This is a genomic window from Gilvibacter sediminis (assembly GCF_028561565.1).
GTDB lineage: Bacteria > Bacteroidota > Bacteroidia > Flavobacteriales > Flavobacteriaceae > Gilvibacter > Gilvibacter sediminis.
Genome location: NZ_JAQQTE010000001.1, coordinates 741,303 through 757,727, shown reverse-complemented (window position 1 = coordinate 757,727; position 16,425 = coordinate 741,303). Strand labels below are relative to the sequence as shown.

Below are 16,425 nucleotides of genomic sequence, written 5' to 3'. Positions count from 1 at the left end.
AAATCATTAACTATCAGATAATTATTAACCGTTTTTTAAGAATTTCCTAAAAAATTATACAATCAAGTTTTTCCTTTAAAGGCTTGATGTATTCGAAGTATTGAGGTCTAAGGGAGTCTGCCAAGGGCTTAGAGGCTGGCAAATCTTGTAAAAAAGGATCTACTTGCTCCCCGTTTTTCCAAAAACGATAGCAAACGTGAGGCCCTCCAGTATTTCCGGTCATTCCAACCCAACCAATAACGTCGCCTTGTCTTACAAAATCCCCGACCTTGACATTTTGGGCTTTCATGTGGAGGTATTGCGTAGAATAGGTACTGTTGTGTTTGATCTTTACGTACTTCCCATTACCCCCGCGTCTAGTTGACTCGGTAACCGTTCCGTCCGCTGTAGCGATGATGGGAGTCCCTACTGCCGCTGCAAAGTCGGTCCCGCGGTGTGGACGCACTTTATAACCGTAATAGGCAATGCGTCGCTTTAGGTTGTATCGGCTGGAAAGTCTGTAGTTGAATCGGATGGGCGACTTTAAGAATGCCCGGCGCAGGTTGTTGGCCTCTTCATCATAATAATCCAAGCCGAGATCTTCATTCTCCACAAAGCTAAAAGCGAGTAGCGGAGTTCCCTTGTGTTCAAAATAAGCGGCTTTGACCTCATCAATTCCCGCAGGAATGGAATCATTGATAAAGCGTTCCGTATAGACCACCTTAAATCGATCTCCTTTTTGAAGTGCAAAGAAGTTAATGGTCCAGGCGTAGATGCTGGCGAGTTTATCGGTCATCACAGGGCTAACGCCTACCTCGTCCAAAGCCTCAGACAGCGAACTGTTGATCACGCCAAAGGCTGTTTTCTCAACAAGGGTGATCGGTTTGCGGCCGTGATAGGCCTTAGCAATAGTGTCGCGCAGATCAACTACAGTGTATTCAATTTTACTGTTTTCATAGATGAAAACTTGAGCGGTATTTAGGCTGTCCTTAGAATTTAGACCTACATAAGGTTTACCCACGTTAATTCGGCGCACGTCAAAACTGTCCTTAACGGCTTCTACAGCGCTGTAGACCTGAGCAGCAGGAACATGGTGATTGTCCATGATCACGCCAAAGGTATCGCCGTTGCGAACCGTATCGCGTACTACGTTAAAATCGTTGAGAATAAATCCGTAGGCCTCTTCTATCACAGGGGCCTCGATAATGGTGGCAACTTCTTCTACTGGTTTCTCCTTTTCACAAGCCCAGCACAGTGCAAGTACTGCGCTTAGCCACAATAATCTTTTCAATGTTGTTTGGTTTTTGCGCTGTTATAAGCATGAGTCACCCACTCACGCCCCCAATTCTCCTTCTCTTCGGGAGTCCAAAGATTGGGAAAATAATGGATTTTCTGAAAACTTGGTGGAAGAAAATCTTTCCAATTGGTTCCTCCGGTTGCCAAGACCGTTTTGCCCTCCTTGTGCAGATACCTAAAGGCAGCACCCATATGCATAAGCAACCAATTGACATTAGCGTTAACGTCAAATTTTCGCAATTCGTTTATCAGGGCTGGGTTATTTTTTTCGTTCTTTGGTAAGGCCAAATATTTGTGATATAAGGTCTGGCCTTTGACCTCATTCATGATTCGAATAAATCGCGGGGTATAGCGAAACTCAAACTGCTTTAAAGTAAGGGTCTTGTTTTGAGTTTCTATATCGGTCGCACCGCGTTTCCAGTAGATCTGTTCATACATATCTTCTATGGAATCTGCTTCTGAATAGTGCTCTCGAACCGATACATGAACCAAATTTTCCATAGGCGTACTGTAGAATTCGATCATGCGGTATTGGGCCGATTGAAATCCGCTTGCAGGCAAAAGTGACATGCGGAATTTTAAGAATTGCTCCTTTTCCATCCCACGGATCATGACATCAAAAGAATCGATCAAGATCCTAAAGTATCTGTTGATACGTTCTAACTTTTTAGTGAAGAATTCCGCTTGCTGAAGCTTGTCGTCTATGATCTGCTTCTGCTCGTGAATGATAAGCTTAAAGTAGAGTTCGGTGATCTGGTGATAACCAATAAAGATCTCCTCGTCCGGGAAATACGTCCGCGGAATCTGTAAACTCAATAAAGTGTCTAAATGAATATAATCCCAATAGGTTAGGTAGCGGTCGTAAAGCAAACCGTCCAGATAGGATTTCATGTCCTGTCCGGAGTTTTTAAACTTTTCTTCTAATTTCTGGAGTTGGTTGTTTAGTTCTTGATCCATAGACGCTAATCTACTTCTAGTTTAAAGGAGTGTTTTAACCCCTTGAATTCCACAAGATCGGCTTTGAGGTTCCCCACAGCCAAGCTCGCCTTTATGCGCACCGGAATACGATTGTCATCATCGGAGACCCAAACGGTGAGACTTTCCTTCTCTTTAAAAACACGTCCCGCTTGCACATACGGCCTAAAGACCATACACGGCACCTTCCCAAATTTAGTTTTGAGCGTTTCTCTATACAAAAACTTCAAGCGGAATTTATAGTTCTCCTTATCAAAGAACATATTCATCTCGGTTACATCGCCTTCCTGCATATTGGACACATCCAAACGGTTGCGCAAATAGTAGAAAGCAGACACCATATCTTGAGCATCCTTTGGAAAACTCAAAGTCTCTTTATTGTTGTGCTTTTTATTGAAAACCAACGCCTGATTGGTCTCGTGATCAAAATCGATCTGAATGTCCTTGGTGTGTCCGCCTTCATCGATCTTTCTAATAAAACGATAAGGTATGTCCTTATCGGTATCGATATAGGATTCGTAATAATCTTCCACGTTGAAGAACAGTCTAGTGACTCCTGTAGTGCGCCCTTCTCCTTTTACATGATAAACAGATTTGCCATTCAAGGTTTCCTGGTCAACTTCGAGGGTAGCGTAACCAGCAGTGATTAGGCCGTAATGTATCCTAAAACGGAACCATTCGCCATCGCCATAAGCCTTTTTAGACTGGGCTATACTAGCGCTTACAGCAAGCAGTAAGACAAGGGTTAATATGCGTTTCATAGTAGGTGGGCATTATGTGTTTTATAGGGGGAGTACAAGTTCCATTCCAAAAAGTAGGAAAAAGGCGGATAGCAAGCCCGCCTTTAACTATTATTTAGCTTTTTTATAAGGTTCCACGGGCTTCTTGTTCACGTTCAATTGCCTCAAAGAGCGCTTTGAAATTTCCTTTTCCAAAGGATTGGGCGCCTTTGCGCTGAATGATCTCAAAGAACATCGTTGGGCGGTCCAAAACGGGCTTAGTAAAGATCTGCAGTAAATAACCCTCATCATCTCTGTCAATAAGAACACCTAATTCCTTAAGCGGTTCCAGATCTTCATCAATCTCACCCACACGGTCCAAAACGGTATCGTAATAGGTCTCTGGCACGTAGAGGAATTCTACTCCATTGTCACGCAATTGCCCCACAGTTTCAATAATATTATCTGTGGCCACGGCGATATGCTGTACTCCGGCACCGTTGTAGAAATCAATATATTCTTCAATCTGAGATTTCTTACGACCCTCGGCTGGTTCATTGATCGGGAATTTAATGCGCCCATTACCGTTAGACATCACCTTACTCATCAAGGCGGTATATTCTGTAGAGATGTCGTTGTCATCAAAGGAGACTAATTGAGCAAAGCCCATCACTTTGGCGTAGAATTCACACCATTTGTTCATCTCGTTCCAACCTACATTTCCTACCATGTGGTCAATATACTTGAGCCCAACATTCTTAGCATTTACGGGCTTATCCCAAGCCTTATACCCAGGCAAGAAAGGTCCGTCATAGGCAGAACGTTCTACAAAAACGTGAACGGTCTCTCCATAAGTATGAATACCAGAAAGCACCACTTTTCCGTTGGCATCTTCTCTGGTGGTAGGTTCCATATAAGGTTCTGCACCGCGCTTCACCGTTTCTTCAAAACTCTTTTTGGCATCGTCTACCCAAAGGGCCACAACCTTTACTCCATCTCCGTGATCATTGATGTGTTGGTTGATCGGACCTCCCGGTTTTAAAGGTGAGGTGAGTACCAATCGAATTTTATCTTGTTGCAAAACATAAGACACCGTGTCTTTGTTTCCAGTTTCTAAGCCGCTGTAGGCAATTGGAGTAAAACCCCAGGCGTGCTCGTAATAAAAGGCGGCCTGCTTGGCGTTACCTACATAGAGTTCTACAAAATCGGTTCCTAATAGTGGTAAAAAGTCATCGGCTTGAGGAACAATTTTCTCTAAAGCTTGTGATGTATTATCTGTAATCATTGTTTTTAGTTTTAAGGGTGATGTAAATAAAGGCTTGATAAGAAAAAGCATTCCTTACCACATCGCCCTACAATGTGTAGACAGTATGTTTTTATGTCTTACTCCAGCCATGACTTGAAATAATCGTTATCTGCGATCTTCATGGCTTCTTCAGTCACCTTTAACGGTTTAAAGGTATCTACCATTACGGCCAACTCATCCGTTTTAACTTGTCCAATGCTGCGCTCTGTTGCCCCAGGATGCGGTCCGTGAGGAATTCCGGCGGGGTGCAAAGAGATATGACCGGCATCAATATCGTTTCGGCTCATAAAATCGCCATCTACATAATAGAGCACCTCATCACTGTCTATATTACTGTGATTGTAAGGTGCTGGTATGCTCTGCGGATGGTAGTCGTAAAGTCTCGGTACAAAGGAACACACCACAAAAGCGTCCGTCTCAAAGGTCTGATGCACTGGTGGTGGCTGGTGGATGCGTCCCGTTATGGGTTCAAAATCGTGAATGGAAAAGGCGTACGGATAGTTGTATCCGTCATAACCTACCACATCAAAAGGATGCGTGGCATAGACCATATCAAAGATGTCATCTTGCTTTTTGATCTTGATCAAGAAATCGCCTTTCTCGTCGTGTGTTTCCAACTCCTGCGGGCGGCGGAGGTCGCGCTCACAGAAAGGAGAATGTTCCAAAAGTTGTCCAAACCAATTGCGATAGCGCTTGGGCGTGTAAATTGGGCGGTATGATTCTACAATGAACAGGCGGTTGTCATCAGTATCAAACTCGATTTTGTAAATGATTCCACGCGGTACGAGCAGATAATCTCCGTATTTAAAATCCAAGTTCCCCATATGGGTGCGCAGCTTTCCGCTTCCCCTGTGGATGAAGATCAGTTCATCGGCATCGGTGTTCTTGTAGAAATAGTCTTTTTGAGACTCTGTTGGAGCCGCTAAGATGATGTTGCAATCGCTATTGGTCAAGATGATCTTACGGCTTTCTAAATAGTCTGCCGTAGGAGGCACCTTGAATCCGTGTAAACGCAAGGATTGCATATTGTTCTCGCGCGCCACTTTTGGGGCAACGCTGTATTGTTTGTCAATAGATTTGACCTGAGTCGGTCGGTGCTCGTGGTACAAATTGCTGGACATTCCGTCAAAGCCAATGGTACCAAAGAGCTGTTCGGCATAAAGCGTGCCGTCTGGTTTGCGAAACTGGGTGTGTCGCTTAGGTGGGATCTTCCCTAAAGAATGATAAAAAGGCATCTGTTTGAATTGTTACGTTAGTAAATAGTCAGGCTTTACTCCTGCGGGCCGTACAATTCCTTACTCCGGATTGCGCTTGAGTCTGTCTCGTAGCTTAAAAAACAGCCTGTTATTGCGTTTGAATGCCATTACACAAATATCGAAAAAATATGCGTGCGATCAGTAGTCTAACTTAATAATACAACCTGAATAGGGCGGTAGAATGTCGTAGTGAGGATTTAAAGTACAAAAAAAGCAATTGCTGCCTCAATTTCAGCATAGCAGCGCTACGTTGAAATTGAAAAGTAAAACGCAGTGTTTGCTTTTGAAGTAATTAAAAACGCAACAGATCTTCTACTGTTCAATTCAGGTTATCAAAACCAGAAGCCGAGTGAGACATACCAATTGCTTTCCGCCACCTCTGGAGAATAACTGTAGATGAGTTGGAGCGGTCCGGCAAAGGTTTCAAAACCATAACCCAGTCCGTATCCGGAATAATCAATCCCGTCAATCCACTGGTTATTGGTAAAGAGATTGTTGCCGATATTGGCAATATTGACCATGCCAAAAAGGTGGTTCTTTGTAAAGATCTCATAGTCTAAGCGCAGGTCTGCCTTTAAATAAGTATCTCCTCTAAAACTCAAAGGTTCTAAGCCAACAAAAGGCATCAAGTTCCCGGTTTGCCTAAAACCGTATCCGCCTAAAAAGAAGTCAAAGGTGCGGGTAGAATCATCTCCAATTTTAAAGCCGCCTTCTGTACCCACAAAGACGGTGAAATCTCCAAAACGCTTGGCGCCACCCAAACGAGCTTTAGCAATAGAAAACTCATTGAAGCGGTCGTTCCTGCCTGAGGCGGTGAGATACACATTCATTTGGCCTTCAAAGAAGAATCCTTTGGTCGGGAAGTAAACATCGTCTCGTGTATCGTACTTCAAAAAGCCCAACAAACTGCCGTAATCGGTCTCGTCAAAATAGGTGCGGGATTCCCCTGGAGTGAGTCCAAAAGTGTCACTAAACTGATTGAAGCGCTTGTGTTCCACCCCAACCCCAAAGGCAAAAGCATTACTAATAAGGGTTTGCACATAGACTTGATTGGTCCACTCAAAGTACTCTAAGGCCAGCTCGTTCAAAGGTCCTGGGTCAATAACATCGCCTAAAAACAACTCTTGAGGCACATTGGTCTCAAATTCGTTCAAATAAGACCGCAATCCAATACTCCAGTAGTACCCTTTGTCCACATAATAGTCAAAATTGTAGCGGATATTATCTCCGGCAATCAGGTCTAAGGAAACAATATCATTATTGGTCAATACCCGCTTAAAGGTCATATTGACCAGCGCGGCACTCTTGTAGAGGTTGTCGTAATGAGCGCCCAAACGCAAGAGCATACGGCTTTTACTTTCTTTAAGGGTGATGGAAACCTGAGTGGAGTCGTCTGCAGTTTTATTAAAATCGTAATCAATGGCCTGAAAGTTCCCCGTAGCCATCAAGTTTTTTACCCCATCACTAAAACGTGCAAAACTGGTCTCCGATGGAGATTTTAGTCGCAATTTCCCTAAAACATAGGAGCGGGTGTATTTTTCATTCCCGCTAATGTCCACGCGGTTGATCTTTAATGTTTCTGAGGGTCGATTTACTTTATATTCCTGAGGTCGATTTTGCTGCTTAGCAGCCAATTCCTTCATGGCATCCAACTGTTGCAGCGCGGCATCAATCCCCGATTGAACAATGGCATCGCCTTGATCAAAAGAGACCACCGTAAAATTATCAATGGCCGGATTGATGTAAATGTCTGTCTTTGGAATCTTGGTATCCATGGCCTGAATGGTCCTGAAGTTGTTGATCTGTACCAAAACATCCAATCCCGAGGCCAACTGCTCTCGGTCACGGAGTTCATCTTGCACATCGATCCCAATGATCACGTCCATGCCTTTGGCGCGCAACTCATCTACAGGATAGTTGTTGATCACTCCTCCGTCTATCAAAACGCGCCCGTCCAATTCTACCGGGCTAAACAAGGAAGGTAAAGCGCCACTGGCGGTCAAAGCTCGCGGCAAATAACCCGATTCCAACATGACCTGAGTTCCCAATTCAACATCTGTAGCCATACAGAAAAAGGGAATGGGCATTTGGGTAAAATCTACTTCGCCGCTTAAATGTTGGGTGAGCTGCCAAAGTAAATTGTATACGTTCTGCCCTTTAGAAAAAGAGGCGGGCACACCTACTTTAAATCCATCAAACGGAAGGGTTATGGCATATTTCTCGGCATCGGCCTTCTCATAAAAGGTTCGTGCGTCTCGCGGTAATTCATCTTGAATGAGCTTATCAAAGTCCTGCGCTCTAAAAATGGAATCCAACTGCGTAGCCGAATAGCCCGCAGCATAGAGTCCACCAATAATAGCCCCCATACTTGTGCCGCCTATATAATCAATGCGAATACCCGATTCTTCAATAACTTTGAGCGCTCCAATATGCGCCAAACCCTTGGCGCCACCACCGCTCAATACCAAGCCTACTTTAAGGTCCTGCGATTGATCTTGTGCATTGAGAATGCCACTCAGCAAAAAAATAAAAAGGAGAAAAAAAGCGCGCAGTTGCATGATCTAGGGGGTGATATTAAAATGTCGAGCAATCAAACTTGCCTTGCTCACACCTACAAGTTGCTCCAATTCTTCAAAGGTTGCGTTGCGAACCCGCTTTGCGCTTTTAAAATGTTGCAATAAGGTGATCACGGTTTTCTCACCAATACCCGGAATGGTCTCTAATTCTGTCTCTAAAGCCTCTTTGCTACGCTTGTCGCGGTGAAAGGTGATTCCAAATCGGTGGGCCTCATTTCTGAGCTGTTGTATAATGCGAAGTGTCTCTGACTTCTTGTCCAAATACAAGGGTATCGGGTCGTCTGGAAAGAACAATTCCTCCAAACGCTTGGCAATACCTACAATGGCGATCTTCCCACGTAAATCCAAAGCCTCAAGCGCTTTTAATGCCGATGACAACTGGCCTTTTCCCCCATCAATGATAATGAGCTGTGGCAAAGGTTGCTCTTCCTCTAACAGACGTTTATAACGCCTATACACCACCTCTTCCATGGAGGCAAAATCATCTGGACCTACCACGGTCTTGATGTTGAATTTGCGGTAATCACGTTTGCTAGGCTTTCCATTTTTAAAGACCACACAGGCCGCCACCGGATTGGTCCCTTGAATATTTGAATTGTCAAAACACTCAATGTGTCGAGGCTCTACTGAAAGGCGTAAGTCCTTTTTCATTTGAGCCATGATACGATTCTCATGACGGTTCGGATCTGTGATCTTGGTCTGCTTAAAGCGCTCCATGCGATAATACTTCGCATTGCGGATTGACAGATCCAATATATGTTTCTTATCACCCATCTTTGGAACATGCACCTTGATGTCGTCTCCTAAATCTAACTTAAAAGGCAAATAGATCTCCTTACTCTGGGAATCAAAACGCCGTCGCATTTCTACCACGGCCAAACTCAGCAGTTCTTCATCAGATTCATCCAATTTCTTTTTCATCTCCAAGGTATGCGAACGCACAATAGAACCGTAAGAAAGCTGTAAAAAGTTCACATAACCGTAGCTCTCATCAGAAACAATGGAACACACATCCACATTGTTGATCTTTGGATTGACTATGGTCGATTTGGCCTGATAATTCTCTAAAACGGTGAGTTTCTCTTTGATCCGTTGGGCGTCCTCAAATTCCATGGCAGCAGCGTGATCTTTCATTTGTTGCTTGAAGCGACCAATGGAATCTTTAAAGTTTCCTTTGATGATCTGGCGGATGGCATCGATATTCTGATTGTATTGATCTTCTGAATACTTGTTCTCGCAAGGCCCCAAACAATTGCCCAAGTGAAATTCCAGACAGACTTTGTATTTGCCTGCATCGATCTTGCTTTGGGCCAGATCGTAATTGCAATTGCGCAACGGATATAAGCCTCGAATCAGATCTAAAAGGGTATGCACGGTCTTCATACTGGTGTACGGACCAAAGTACTCGGAACCATCTTTAATCACCCGCCGCGTTGGAAACACTCTCGGAAAACGCTCCTTTTTAATACAGATCCAGGGATAGGTCTTGTCGTCTTTGAGTAACACATTGTAGCGCGGCTGCTGATTCTTGATCAAATTATTCTCCAAGAGCAAAGCATCGCTTTCGGTCTCCACCACAATGTGTTTGATCTTGACGATCTTTTTGACCATCACCCGAATCCGGCCGTTGTCGTGCTGTTTGGTAAAATAAGAAGAGACCCGCTTCTTTAAATTCTTCGCCTTCCCCACATAGAGCAACTTGCCCGCCTCATCATAGTATTGATACACGCCTGGAGCATCGGGAAGAGTAGAAATTTGAAGTTTTACAGAAGCCTGATCCATAACCCAAAGATACAGGATGTCTGCAATATTGCTGGTGTCATTGCTGCAGAGTTTTTACCTCCATTTTCAAAAAACAGCCCTTTTCAAAATCCAAGGTGGCTGTGCTTGCGTATCTAAAATAGAACCGACAAAAATCTTTGCCATGCGCAACAAACTATTGCTTTTTTCTTTTTTGCTGATGGGATTTAGCCTTACAGCACAGAACCTCAGCGGAACCATCCAAGATGCATCTGCAACACCCCTGCAAGATGTGGTGGTGATCAATACTACCAACAACACCCATACCCATACCGATGCCAACGGTTACTTTGAACTCTCCGAGTTCAAGCAAACGGATACCATTCAATTTTCGCACATAGGTTACGAGACCTTGAGCTTTACCGCTGCGGATTTCAATCAAAAACCAAACAATCTATGGGTGCTGGAAGCTTCCCGCCTTTCTTTGGACCAAATTGTGATCAGTCCAGGGGTTCCCCTTGATGTACAAATGGTAGATGTAGATCTTAAACTCAATCCGGAACAATCCTCCCAAAAGCTTTTACAAAGAGTACCTGGACTATTCATTGGCCAACACGCAGGAGGCGGAAAAGCCGAGCAGATCTTCTTGCGAGGCTTTGACATTGATCACGGAACAGATATAAACTTGAGCGTGGACGGGCTTCCTGTAAATATGGTCTCTCACGCCCATGGGCAAGGCTATAGCGATTTGCATTTTGTGATCCCAGAGACCTTGAGCAATATAGACTTTGGGAAAGGACCTTATGAGGCCCATCGCGGAGATTTTACTACTGCGGGTTATGTGGCCTTCAATACCAAAGACAGAATTGATCGCAGCAGCATTAGCGTGAGCTACGGAGACTTTGCCTCTTTCAGGACAGTAGGGCTTTTTAAACTTTTAGATGAAGACAAGACCCAAGCCTATGCGGCAGGATCCTTCAACGCTTTTGACGGGCCATTTATCAGTCCGCAGAACTTTAACCGCGTAAACCTCTTTACCAAATTCAATACCCGAATCAGCAATGAAGAAAAACTTGAAATCACTGCCTCTCACTTTAGCAGTAAATGGACGGCTTCCGGGCAAATTCCATGGCGAGCCGTGCGCAGCGGGCAGATTGATCGCTTTGGTGCTATAGACGATACGGAAGGTGGAAATACCTCCCGATCTAACTTAGTGTTCAATCATTTTAAACGCCTCAATAACGGAGGTAAACTGAACTCAACACTTTACTATTCCCGTTATGATTTTGAGTTGTTCTCCAATTTTACCTTCTTTTTGGAAAATCCGGTGGATGGAGATCAGATCAGACAGTTTGAAGACCGAGAACTTATGGGATTTCAAACCACTTTAGATCATAAATTCAACTTCGGTCAACAAGTCGTGAAGTATCAAATTGGAGCCGGATTGCGTTATGATAATGTAGACGATCTGGAACTGTCACGCACCAAAAATCGCAAAGAAACCTTGGAACAATTGGCTTTTGGAGACGTGGATCAAACCCACGGATTCCTCTTTGCCTCAGCAAATATAACCCTCGGCAAATGGCGCTTTAATCCGGGGCTGCGCTTGGACGGTTTTCAGTTTGACTACACAGACAGACTGTCTCCAACCTTTAGCAATCAAACGGCAACGACTTTGCGCCTGAGTCCAAAATTCAACCTCTTCTATCAGCCTAAAAGCGAGTTGCAATTCTATTTAAAGAACGGGTTGGGCTTTCATTCCAATGATTCGCGAGTTTCGGTCACGCCCGGAGCAGTTGACAGTACTTTACCCAAAGCCTTTGGAACAGACCTTGGGCTCAACTTTAAACCCAGTGAAAAACTGTTTGTGAACTTTGCACTTTGGCATTTGTATCTGGAACAAGAATTTGTTTACGTGGGCGATGAGGCTGTGGTGGAACCCAGCGGAGAGACTAGACGTTTAGGATTCGATCTGGGCTTGCGCTATCAACCTACACCTTGGTTGTATTTGCAACAAGACCTCAATTACGCTTATGCACGTAGTCTGGAAGCTCCATCTGGGGAAGACCGTATTCCTTTAGCGCCTTCTTGGACTGCAACAGGAAGTGCCACTGTTGATCTCACCAATGGTTTCAGTGGTGGATTGCGCTATCGTTTTATAGACGACAGACCCGCTAATGAAGACAATTCCATTGTCGCAGCTGGATATTTTATTACGGATGCGAACATCGCTTACAGCGTTGGCAATTGGCGCTTTGGTATCTCGGTTGAGAATATTTTTGACACCGAATGGGAAGAAACACAGTTTGCCACTAACAGCCGTTTACAGAATGAAGCTGTACCTGTGGAAGAGATCCACTTTACCCCGGGAACGCCTCGTTTTATCCGCGGACAGATCACCTATAGTTTCTAATGTGACGCTAAGCGGCTGATTTTTTGCTATTTTGCAGTAGCAAATCATTTGAAGCGGCACATGAATATCGCCATTTTATCGCGCGGCGCGCAATTGTACTCGACCCAAAGTCTGTTCAAAGCGGCCGAACTGCACAACCACGATGTGGAGATCATTGATCCGACGCATTGTATGCTCAGTATAGAAGATGGGCAACCTAAGGTGCATTATTTAGGCGATGTAGTGGACGATCTGCACGCGATTATTCCCAGAATAGGCGCCAGCAATACCTATTTTGGTTCTTCTGTAGTGCGGCACTTTGAAGCCCAAGGGGTTTTTAGTACGGTAAGTAGTGAATCCATCATTACCTCAAGAGACAAATGGACCTGCTTCCAATTGCTCTCACGAGCACGGATTCCCACACCCATGACCATTTTAGGCAACAGTCGGGACCCGGAGCAAATGCTGGACGGATGGAGTTCTTATCCGGTGATCATCAAACTCTTAAAAGGCACTCACGGACAAGGTGTGATCTTGGCGGAAAGCAGACAGAGCGCTCTTTCTACCTTAGAGACACTAAACAGTCTTGGAGCGCGTTATGTGCTGCAGGAGTTCATTGCAGAATCCAAAGGAACCGATCTGCGCGCCATTGTAGTGGGTGGCAATGTGGTTGCGGCTATGAAACGGCAAAGCAAGGATGGAGATTTTAGATCCAACCTGCATCGGGGGGCCTCTGCAATTCCTGTGAAACTAGACTTTAAACAAGAAGCGCTGGCCGTGAGAGCTGCCAAAACCCTCGGTTTAGGCGCCTGCGGAGTAGATATCTTGCCTTCTGCAAACGGGCCTTTGGTGTTGGAAATCAATTCCACCCCTGGTTTAGAAGGTATAGAAAATACAACCGGTATAGATGTGGCCCGGCACTTCATCAGCTATATAGAAAGAAATAAACGCTAATGGCGAAAGACCAAGCAAAATTTTTGGAGCTCTGTGGCGAGGAAATCGCTCCTGGAGCCTCCGTAGAGATCAATCTCAACACGGCAACCCTGCATACGCAGACCAAGATTGACGTCCCCATTATTATTGAACGCGCCAAAAAAGATGGCCCTACAGTGCTCTTTACCGCAGGGATTCACGGAGACGAGGTCAACGGGATTGAAGTGGTGCGGCAATTGATTGCCAAAGGGATCAACAAACCTAAAATGGGAACCATTGTTTGTATTCCTATTGTGAACATCTTTGGGTTCATTCAAAAGTCGAGAGAATTTCCAGACGGGCGTGACCTCAACCGAGTCTTTCCAGGCAGCCGATCGGGCTCTTTAGCTTCTCAATTTGCCTATCAACTCACCAAACAGATCATGCCGCATATTGATTACTGCATGGACTTTCACACGGGCGGTTCCAGCAGATTCAACGTACCGCACATACGCATCACCGGACAAAACAAAAGACAGAATCAATTGGCAGAGATCTTTAATGCACCTTTTATTCTGCATTCCAAGAATATCAAGAAATCCTTCCGCAGTTATTGTGAGAAAAACGACATCACCGCCTTGCTCTTTGAAGGCGGAAAGTCCAACAGCATAGACAATGTGGTGAGCAATACAGGAGTCAATGGTGCCAAACGCGTCTTGAATGAATTGGGCATGTTGCGCTCTAAATTCAAGGTGAGTTCTCCTAAGAATAAATCGGTGGTGATCACGCAAAGTCGATGGATGAGAGCCTCTACTTCTGGTATGTTCAAACCCTCCGTTAAGGCTGGAGAACATGTTCCTGTTGGGCATGTCTTGGGCCATATCACGGATCCATATGGCAAGGTGCATTACTGGATCAGATCTAACGCGGCGGGCTATGTGATCAATGTGAATGAAGCGCCTATTGTCTATCAAGGAGACGCTCTGTTCCACATCTCTACAGAAAACCAATGACCAAGGCAGCGTTAAGAAAGGCGTATAAAACCAAGCGCCAAAACTTATCAGAACAGACGCGTGAAGACTTCAGCTTGGCCATTGCCAATCAGGCTTTGACTTTGCCCATTTGGGAGTCTCAATACTATCATTTGTTCCTCCCCATTGCCCGACAGTTAGAAGTCAATACGGAATACCTTTTACACATACTACAAGGCAAGGACAAGAGTGTGGTGGTTTCCAAAAGCAATTTTGAAGATTCCAGCCTTACCCATTATCTCTTGGAAGACCATACGGTTATTAAGCCTAATGCTTGGGGCATTCCCGAACCACTAGACGGGATAGAGATCCCTGCTCAAAGGCTACAAGTTGTGTTTATTCCCTTACTGGCTTATGATCTAAAAGGAAATCGTTTGGGTTATGGCAAAGGCTTCTACGATCGTTTTCTGGCGGATTGCGATCCAAAAGTGATCAAAATTGGACTTTCTTTTTTCCCTCCCGAGCAGGACATACCTAATGATCCAACGGATGTTCCCTTGAATTACTGCATCAGTCCAGAAAAGGTTTATAAATTTTAGTCGTCAGACAGCGAAGCTACAGTGTCTGGTTTCTTTGGAAACGCCTTGCGGTGGAACACCAACAGCATTAGTACTCCACAGGTAATCGAGGCATCAGCAATATTGAATACCGGTTCAAAGAAGGTAAAACGTTCGCCTCCCCAAAACGGCAGCCATTCCGGTAGATCCCCCGACCACAGCGGGAAATAAAGCATATCCACTACCTTCCCGTAGAAGATCGGTGCATAACCACCATCTGCAGGCATAAAACTAGCCACTTGCCCTAAAGAATCGTTGAAGATCATCCCGTAAAACACGGAATCAATGATGTTTCCAAAGGCTCCAGCAAAGATAAAAGACACTGCTACAGTAAGAATTCGGGAGGTTTGTTTCTTTACAGAATCCCATAGCCAATAACCAATTCCAACTATGGCAACCAGTCTAAACAGGGTTAAAAACAACTTACCATATTGCCCAGGAATTTTGGCTCCCCAGGCCATTCCTTCATTCTCAATAAAGTAGATTCTGAACCAGTCTTGGCCCAAAACGCTAAATCCTCCATGCAATTGATAATGAGTCTTGATATAGATCTTGCTCACCTGATCGATCAGCAAAACGAGAAAAATGATAATACCTGCTTTCTTTAAAGACATCAGCGAGTTTTAAGGCTACAAAAATACACTAATTTTTGGCTTTGAGGTTGATACTCCCTTGCGGTGATACAACACGAATAAAGTGGGTTCCACTTTGCGGTAATTCATTAGCAATCTTATCGGGTTGTCCCACAGTTTCTGCGAAGAGTCCTGTTCGCCCTTTAATACGAACATTTCCATCTAAAGTCTCCAAAACTCCAGAGGCCAAAAAATTCTTAGCATCTATGTTCCCGCCATCAAGCCTCAATTCTACCACGGAGAACCCGCCACTTAAAGCCACTCTTAAACAACGTCCGGAGACGTTTAAATATTTTCCTTCGGGGATTTCTAAAGTAAGTTCTGCCGAAATGACCTTGTGCGCACCCAGTTTATCATCTGTTGGCAAAAATCCAGGAGCAAAACCTATGTTCACGCTCCAGGTACCACCCGTTTCAAAAATATTGAGAACGAGTTCCTGAGCAAATTCTCCCTCCGTATTCATAAATGCTTTAAAGCGATCCGTTTGGCCAGCGCGAACCGTCAAACGCGCAATATTGTCTACGTCTACTTGCAATACCTCCAAGGCAGAAGCATCAACATCTTTGATGGTTTCAATTTGGGCAGTCGCTGTGAGGGAACACAGCAGCGTACATAGGATCAGAAGAAATCGAGACATAAACAAAAAACGCCCCAAAACGGGGCGTCTGTATTATTTCTGCATGTTTTTGGCCTCAATACTCAAGGTAGCGTGAGGAACCAATTTCAAGCGTTCCGGATTGATCAATTTTCCGGTCACACGGCAAATGCCATAAGTCTTGTTTTCTATACGGATCAGTGCATTCTTTAAATCGCGAATGAACTTCTCTTGGCGGATGGCCAATTGAGAATTCGCTTCTTTGCTCATCACTTCAGAACCTTCATCAAAGGCCTTAAAAGTCGGCGAGGTATCATCGGTTCCGTTGTTGGAATCGTTTTTATAGGCACTTTCAATCAACTCTAATTGTTGTTGGGCCTTCTCCATCTTCTCTGTGATGATCTTGCGGAACTCCTCTAGTTCCTTGTCGCTGTAGCGGTTTTTCAAATCTTGCGCCAT

The 16,425-nt window shown here is 44.6% G+C and carries 14 protein-coding genes; 4 read left to right on the top strand and 10 right to left on the bottom strand.

What is annotated here, in order from left to right:
• Positions 1 to 46 precede the first annotated feature (46 nt).
• The 7 genes from POW22_RS03425 to uvrC form a co-directional block, all read right to left on the bottom strand.
• Positions 47 to 1,270 carry a peptidoglycan DD-metalloendopeptidase family protein gene (locus POW22_RS03425; RefSeq protein ID WP_272831204.1) on the bottom strand — a complete coding sequence of 408 codons (1,224 nt, stop codon included), beginning with the start codon at positions 1,268 to 1,270 and terminating at the stop codon, positions 47 to 49.
• Positions 1,267 to 2,232, bottom strand: a complete 966-nt coding sequence (locus POW22_RS03420; protein ID WP_272831203.1) for a tryptophan 2,3-dioxygenase family protein — start codon at positions 2,230 to 2,232, stop codon at positions 1,267 to 1,269. Before POW22_RS03420 ends, POW22_RS03425 begins: the two co-directional genes overlap by 4 nt.
• A gap of 5 nt (positions 2,233 to 2,237) precedes the next feature.
• Complete coding sequence (locus tag POW22_RS03415; protein ID WP_272831201.1) at positions 2,238 to 3,011, bottom strand: DUF3108 domain-containing protein; 774 nt, start codon at positions 3,009 to 3,011, stop codon at positions 2,238 to 2,240.
• Positions 3,012 to 3,114: 103 nt separating this feature from the next.
• The gene (gene hppD / locus POW22_RS03410) at positions 3,115 to 4,254 is read right to left on the bottom strand and encodes a 4-hydroxyphenylpyruvate dioxygenase (RefSeq protein WP_272831199.1); all 1,140 of its coding nucleotides are present in this window, start codon (positions 4,252 to 4,254) and stop codon (positions 3,115 to 3,117) included.
• Between the two features lie 98 nt (positions 4,255 to 4,352).
• Complete coding sequence (locus POW22_RS03405; protein WP_272831198.1) at positions 4,353 to 5,510, bottom strand: homogentisate 1,2-dioxygenase; 1,158 nt, start codon at positions 5,508 to 5,510, stop codon at positions 4,353 to 4,355.
• A 353-nt stretch (positions 5,511 to 5,863) separates the two neighbouring features.
• Positions 5,864 to 8,053: a patatin-like phospholipase family protein gene (locus POW22_RS03400; RefSeq protein WP_336407699.1), complete on the bottom strand. Its 2,190-nt coding sequence runs from the start codon at positions 8,051 to 8,053 to the stop codon at positions 5,864 to 5,866.
• Between the two features lie 39 nt (positions 8,054 to 8,092).
• Positions 8,093 to 9,889 carry an excinuclease ABC subunit UvrC gene (uvrC, locus tag POW22_RS03395; protein ID WP_272831195.1) on the bottom strand — a complete coding sequence of 599 codons (1,797 nt, stop codon included), beginning with the start codon at positions 9,887 to 9,889 and terminating at the stop codon, positions 8,093 to 8,095.
• Positions 9,890 to 10,031: 142 nt separating this feature from the next.
• On the opposite strand from uvrC, the gene POW22_RS03390 reads away from it, so the two are divergent.
• The 4 genes from POW22_RS03390 to POW22_RS03375 are packed head-to-tail and all read left to right on the top strand — an operon-like array spanning position 10,032 to position 14,721.
• Positions 10,032 to 12,260 (top strand): TonB-dependent receptor, encoded by a 2,229-nt coding sequence (locus tag POW22_RS03390; protein ID WP_272831194.1) that lies wholly within the window; start codon positions 10,032 to 10,034, stop codon positions 12,258 to 12,260.
• Positions 12,261 to 12,320: 60 nt separating this feature from the next.
• Positions 12,321 to 13,193, top strand: a complete 873-nt coding sequence (locus POW22_RS03385; protein ID WP_272831193.1) for a RimK family alpha-L-glutamate ligase — start codon at positions 12,321 to 12,323, stop codon at positions 13,191 to 13,193.
• Positions 13,193 to 14,164: a succinylglutamate desuccinylase/aspartoacylase family protein gene (locus tag POW22_RS03380; RefSeq protein ID WP_272831192.1), complete on the top strand. Its 972-nt coding sequence runs from the start codon at positions 13,193 to 13,195 to the stop codon at positions 14,162 to 14,164. Before POW22_RS03385 ends, POW22_RS03380 begins: the two co-directional genes overlap by 1 nt.
• Positions 14,161 to 14,721 (top strand): 5-formyltetrahydrofolate cyclo-ligase, encoded by a 561-nt coding sequence (locus POW22_RS03375; protein WP_272831191.1) that lies wholly within the window; start codon positions 14,161 to 14,163, stop codon positions 14,719 to 14,721. Before POW22_RS03380 ends, POW22_RS03375 begins: the two co-directional genes overlap by 4 nt.
• Here POW22_RS03375 and POW22_RS03370 read toward each other — a convergent pair.
• The 3 genes from POW22_RS03370 to POW22_RS03360 are packed head-to-tail and all read right to left on the bottom strand — an operon-like array spanning position 14,718 to position 16,425.
• Positions 14,718 to 15,353, bottom strand: a complete 636-nt coding sequence (locus POW22_RS03370; protein ID WP_272831189.1) for a lipoprotein signal peptidase — start codon at positions 15,351 to 15,353, stop codon at positions 14,718 to 14,720. The two genes, POW22_RS03375 and POW22_RS03370, sit on opposite strands and share 4 nt — an antisense overlap.
• A gap of 28 nt (positions 15,354 to 15,381) precedes the next feature.
• Positions 15,382 to 16,008: a hypothetical protein gene (locus POW22_RS03365; RefSeq protein WP_272831187.1), complete on the bottom strand. Its 627-nt coding sequence runs from the start codon at positions 16,006 to 16,008 to the stop codon at positions 15,382 to 15,384.
• A 33-nt stretch (positions 16,009 to 16,041) separates the two neighbouring features.
• Positions 16,042 to 16,425: a TraR/DksA family transcriptional regulator gene (locus tag POW22_RS03360; RefSeq protein ID WP_272831186.1), complete on the bottom strand. Its 384-nt coding sequence runs from the start codon at positions 16,423 to 16,425 to the stop codon at positions 16,042 to 16,044.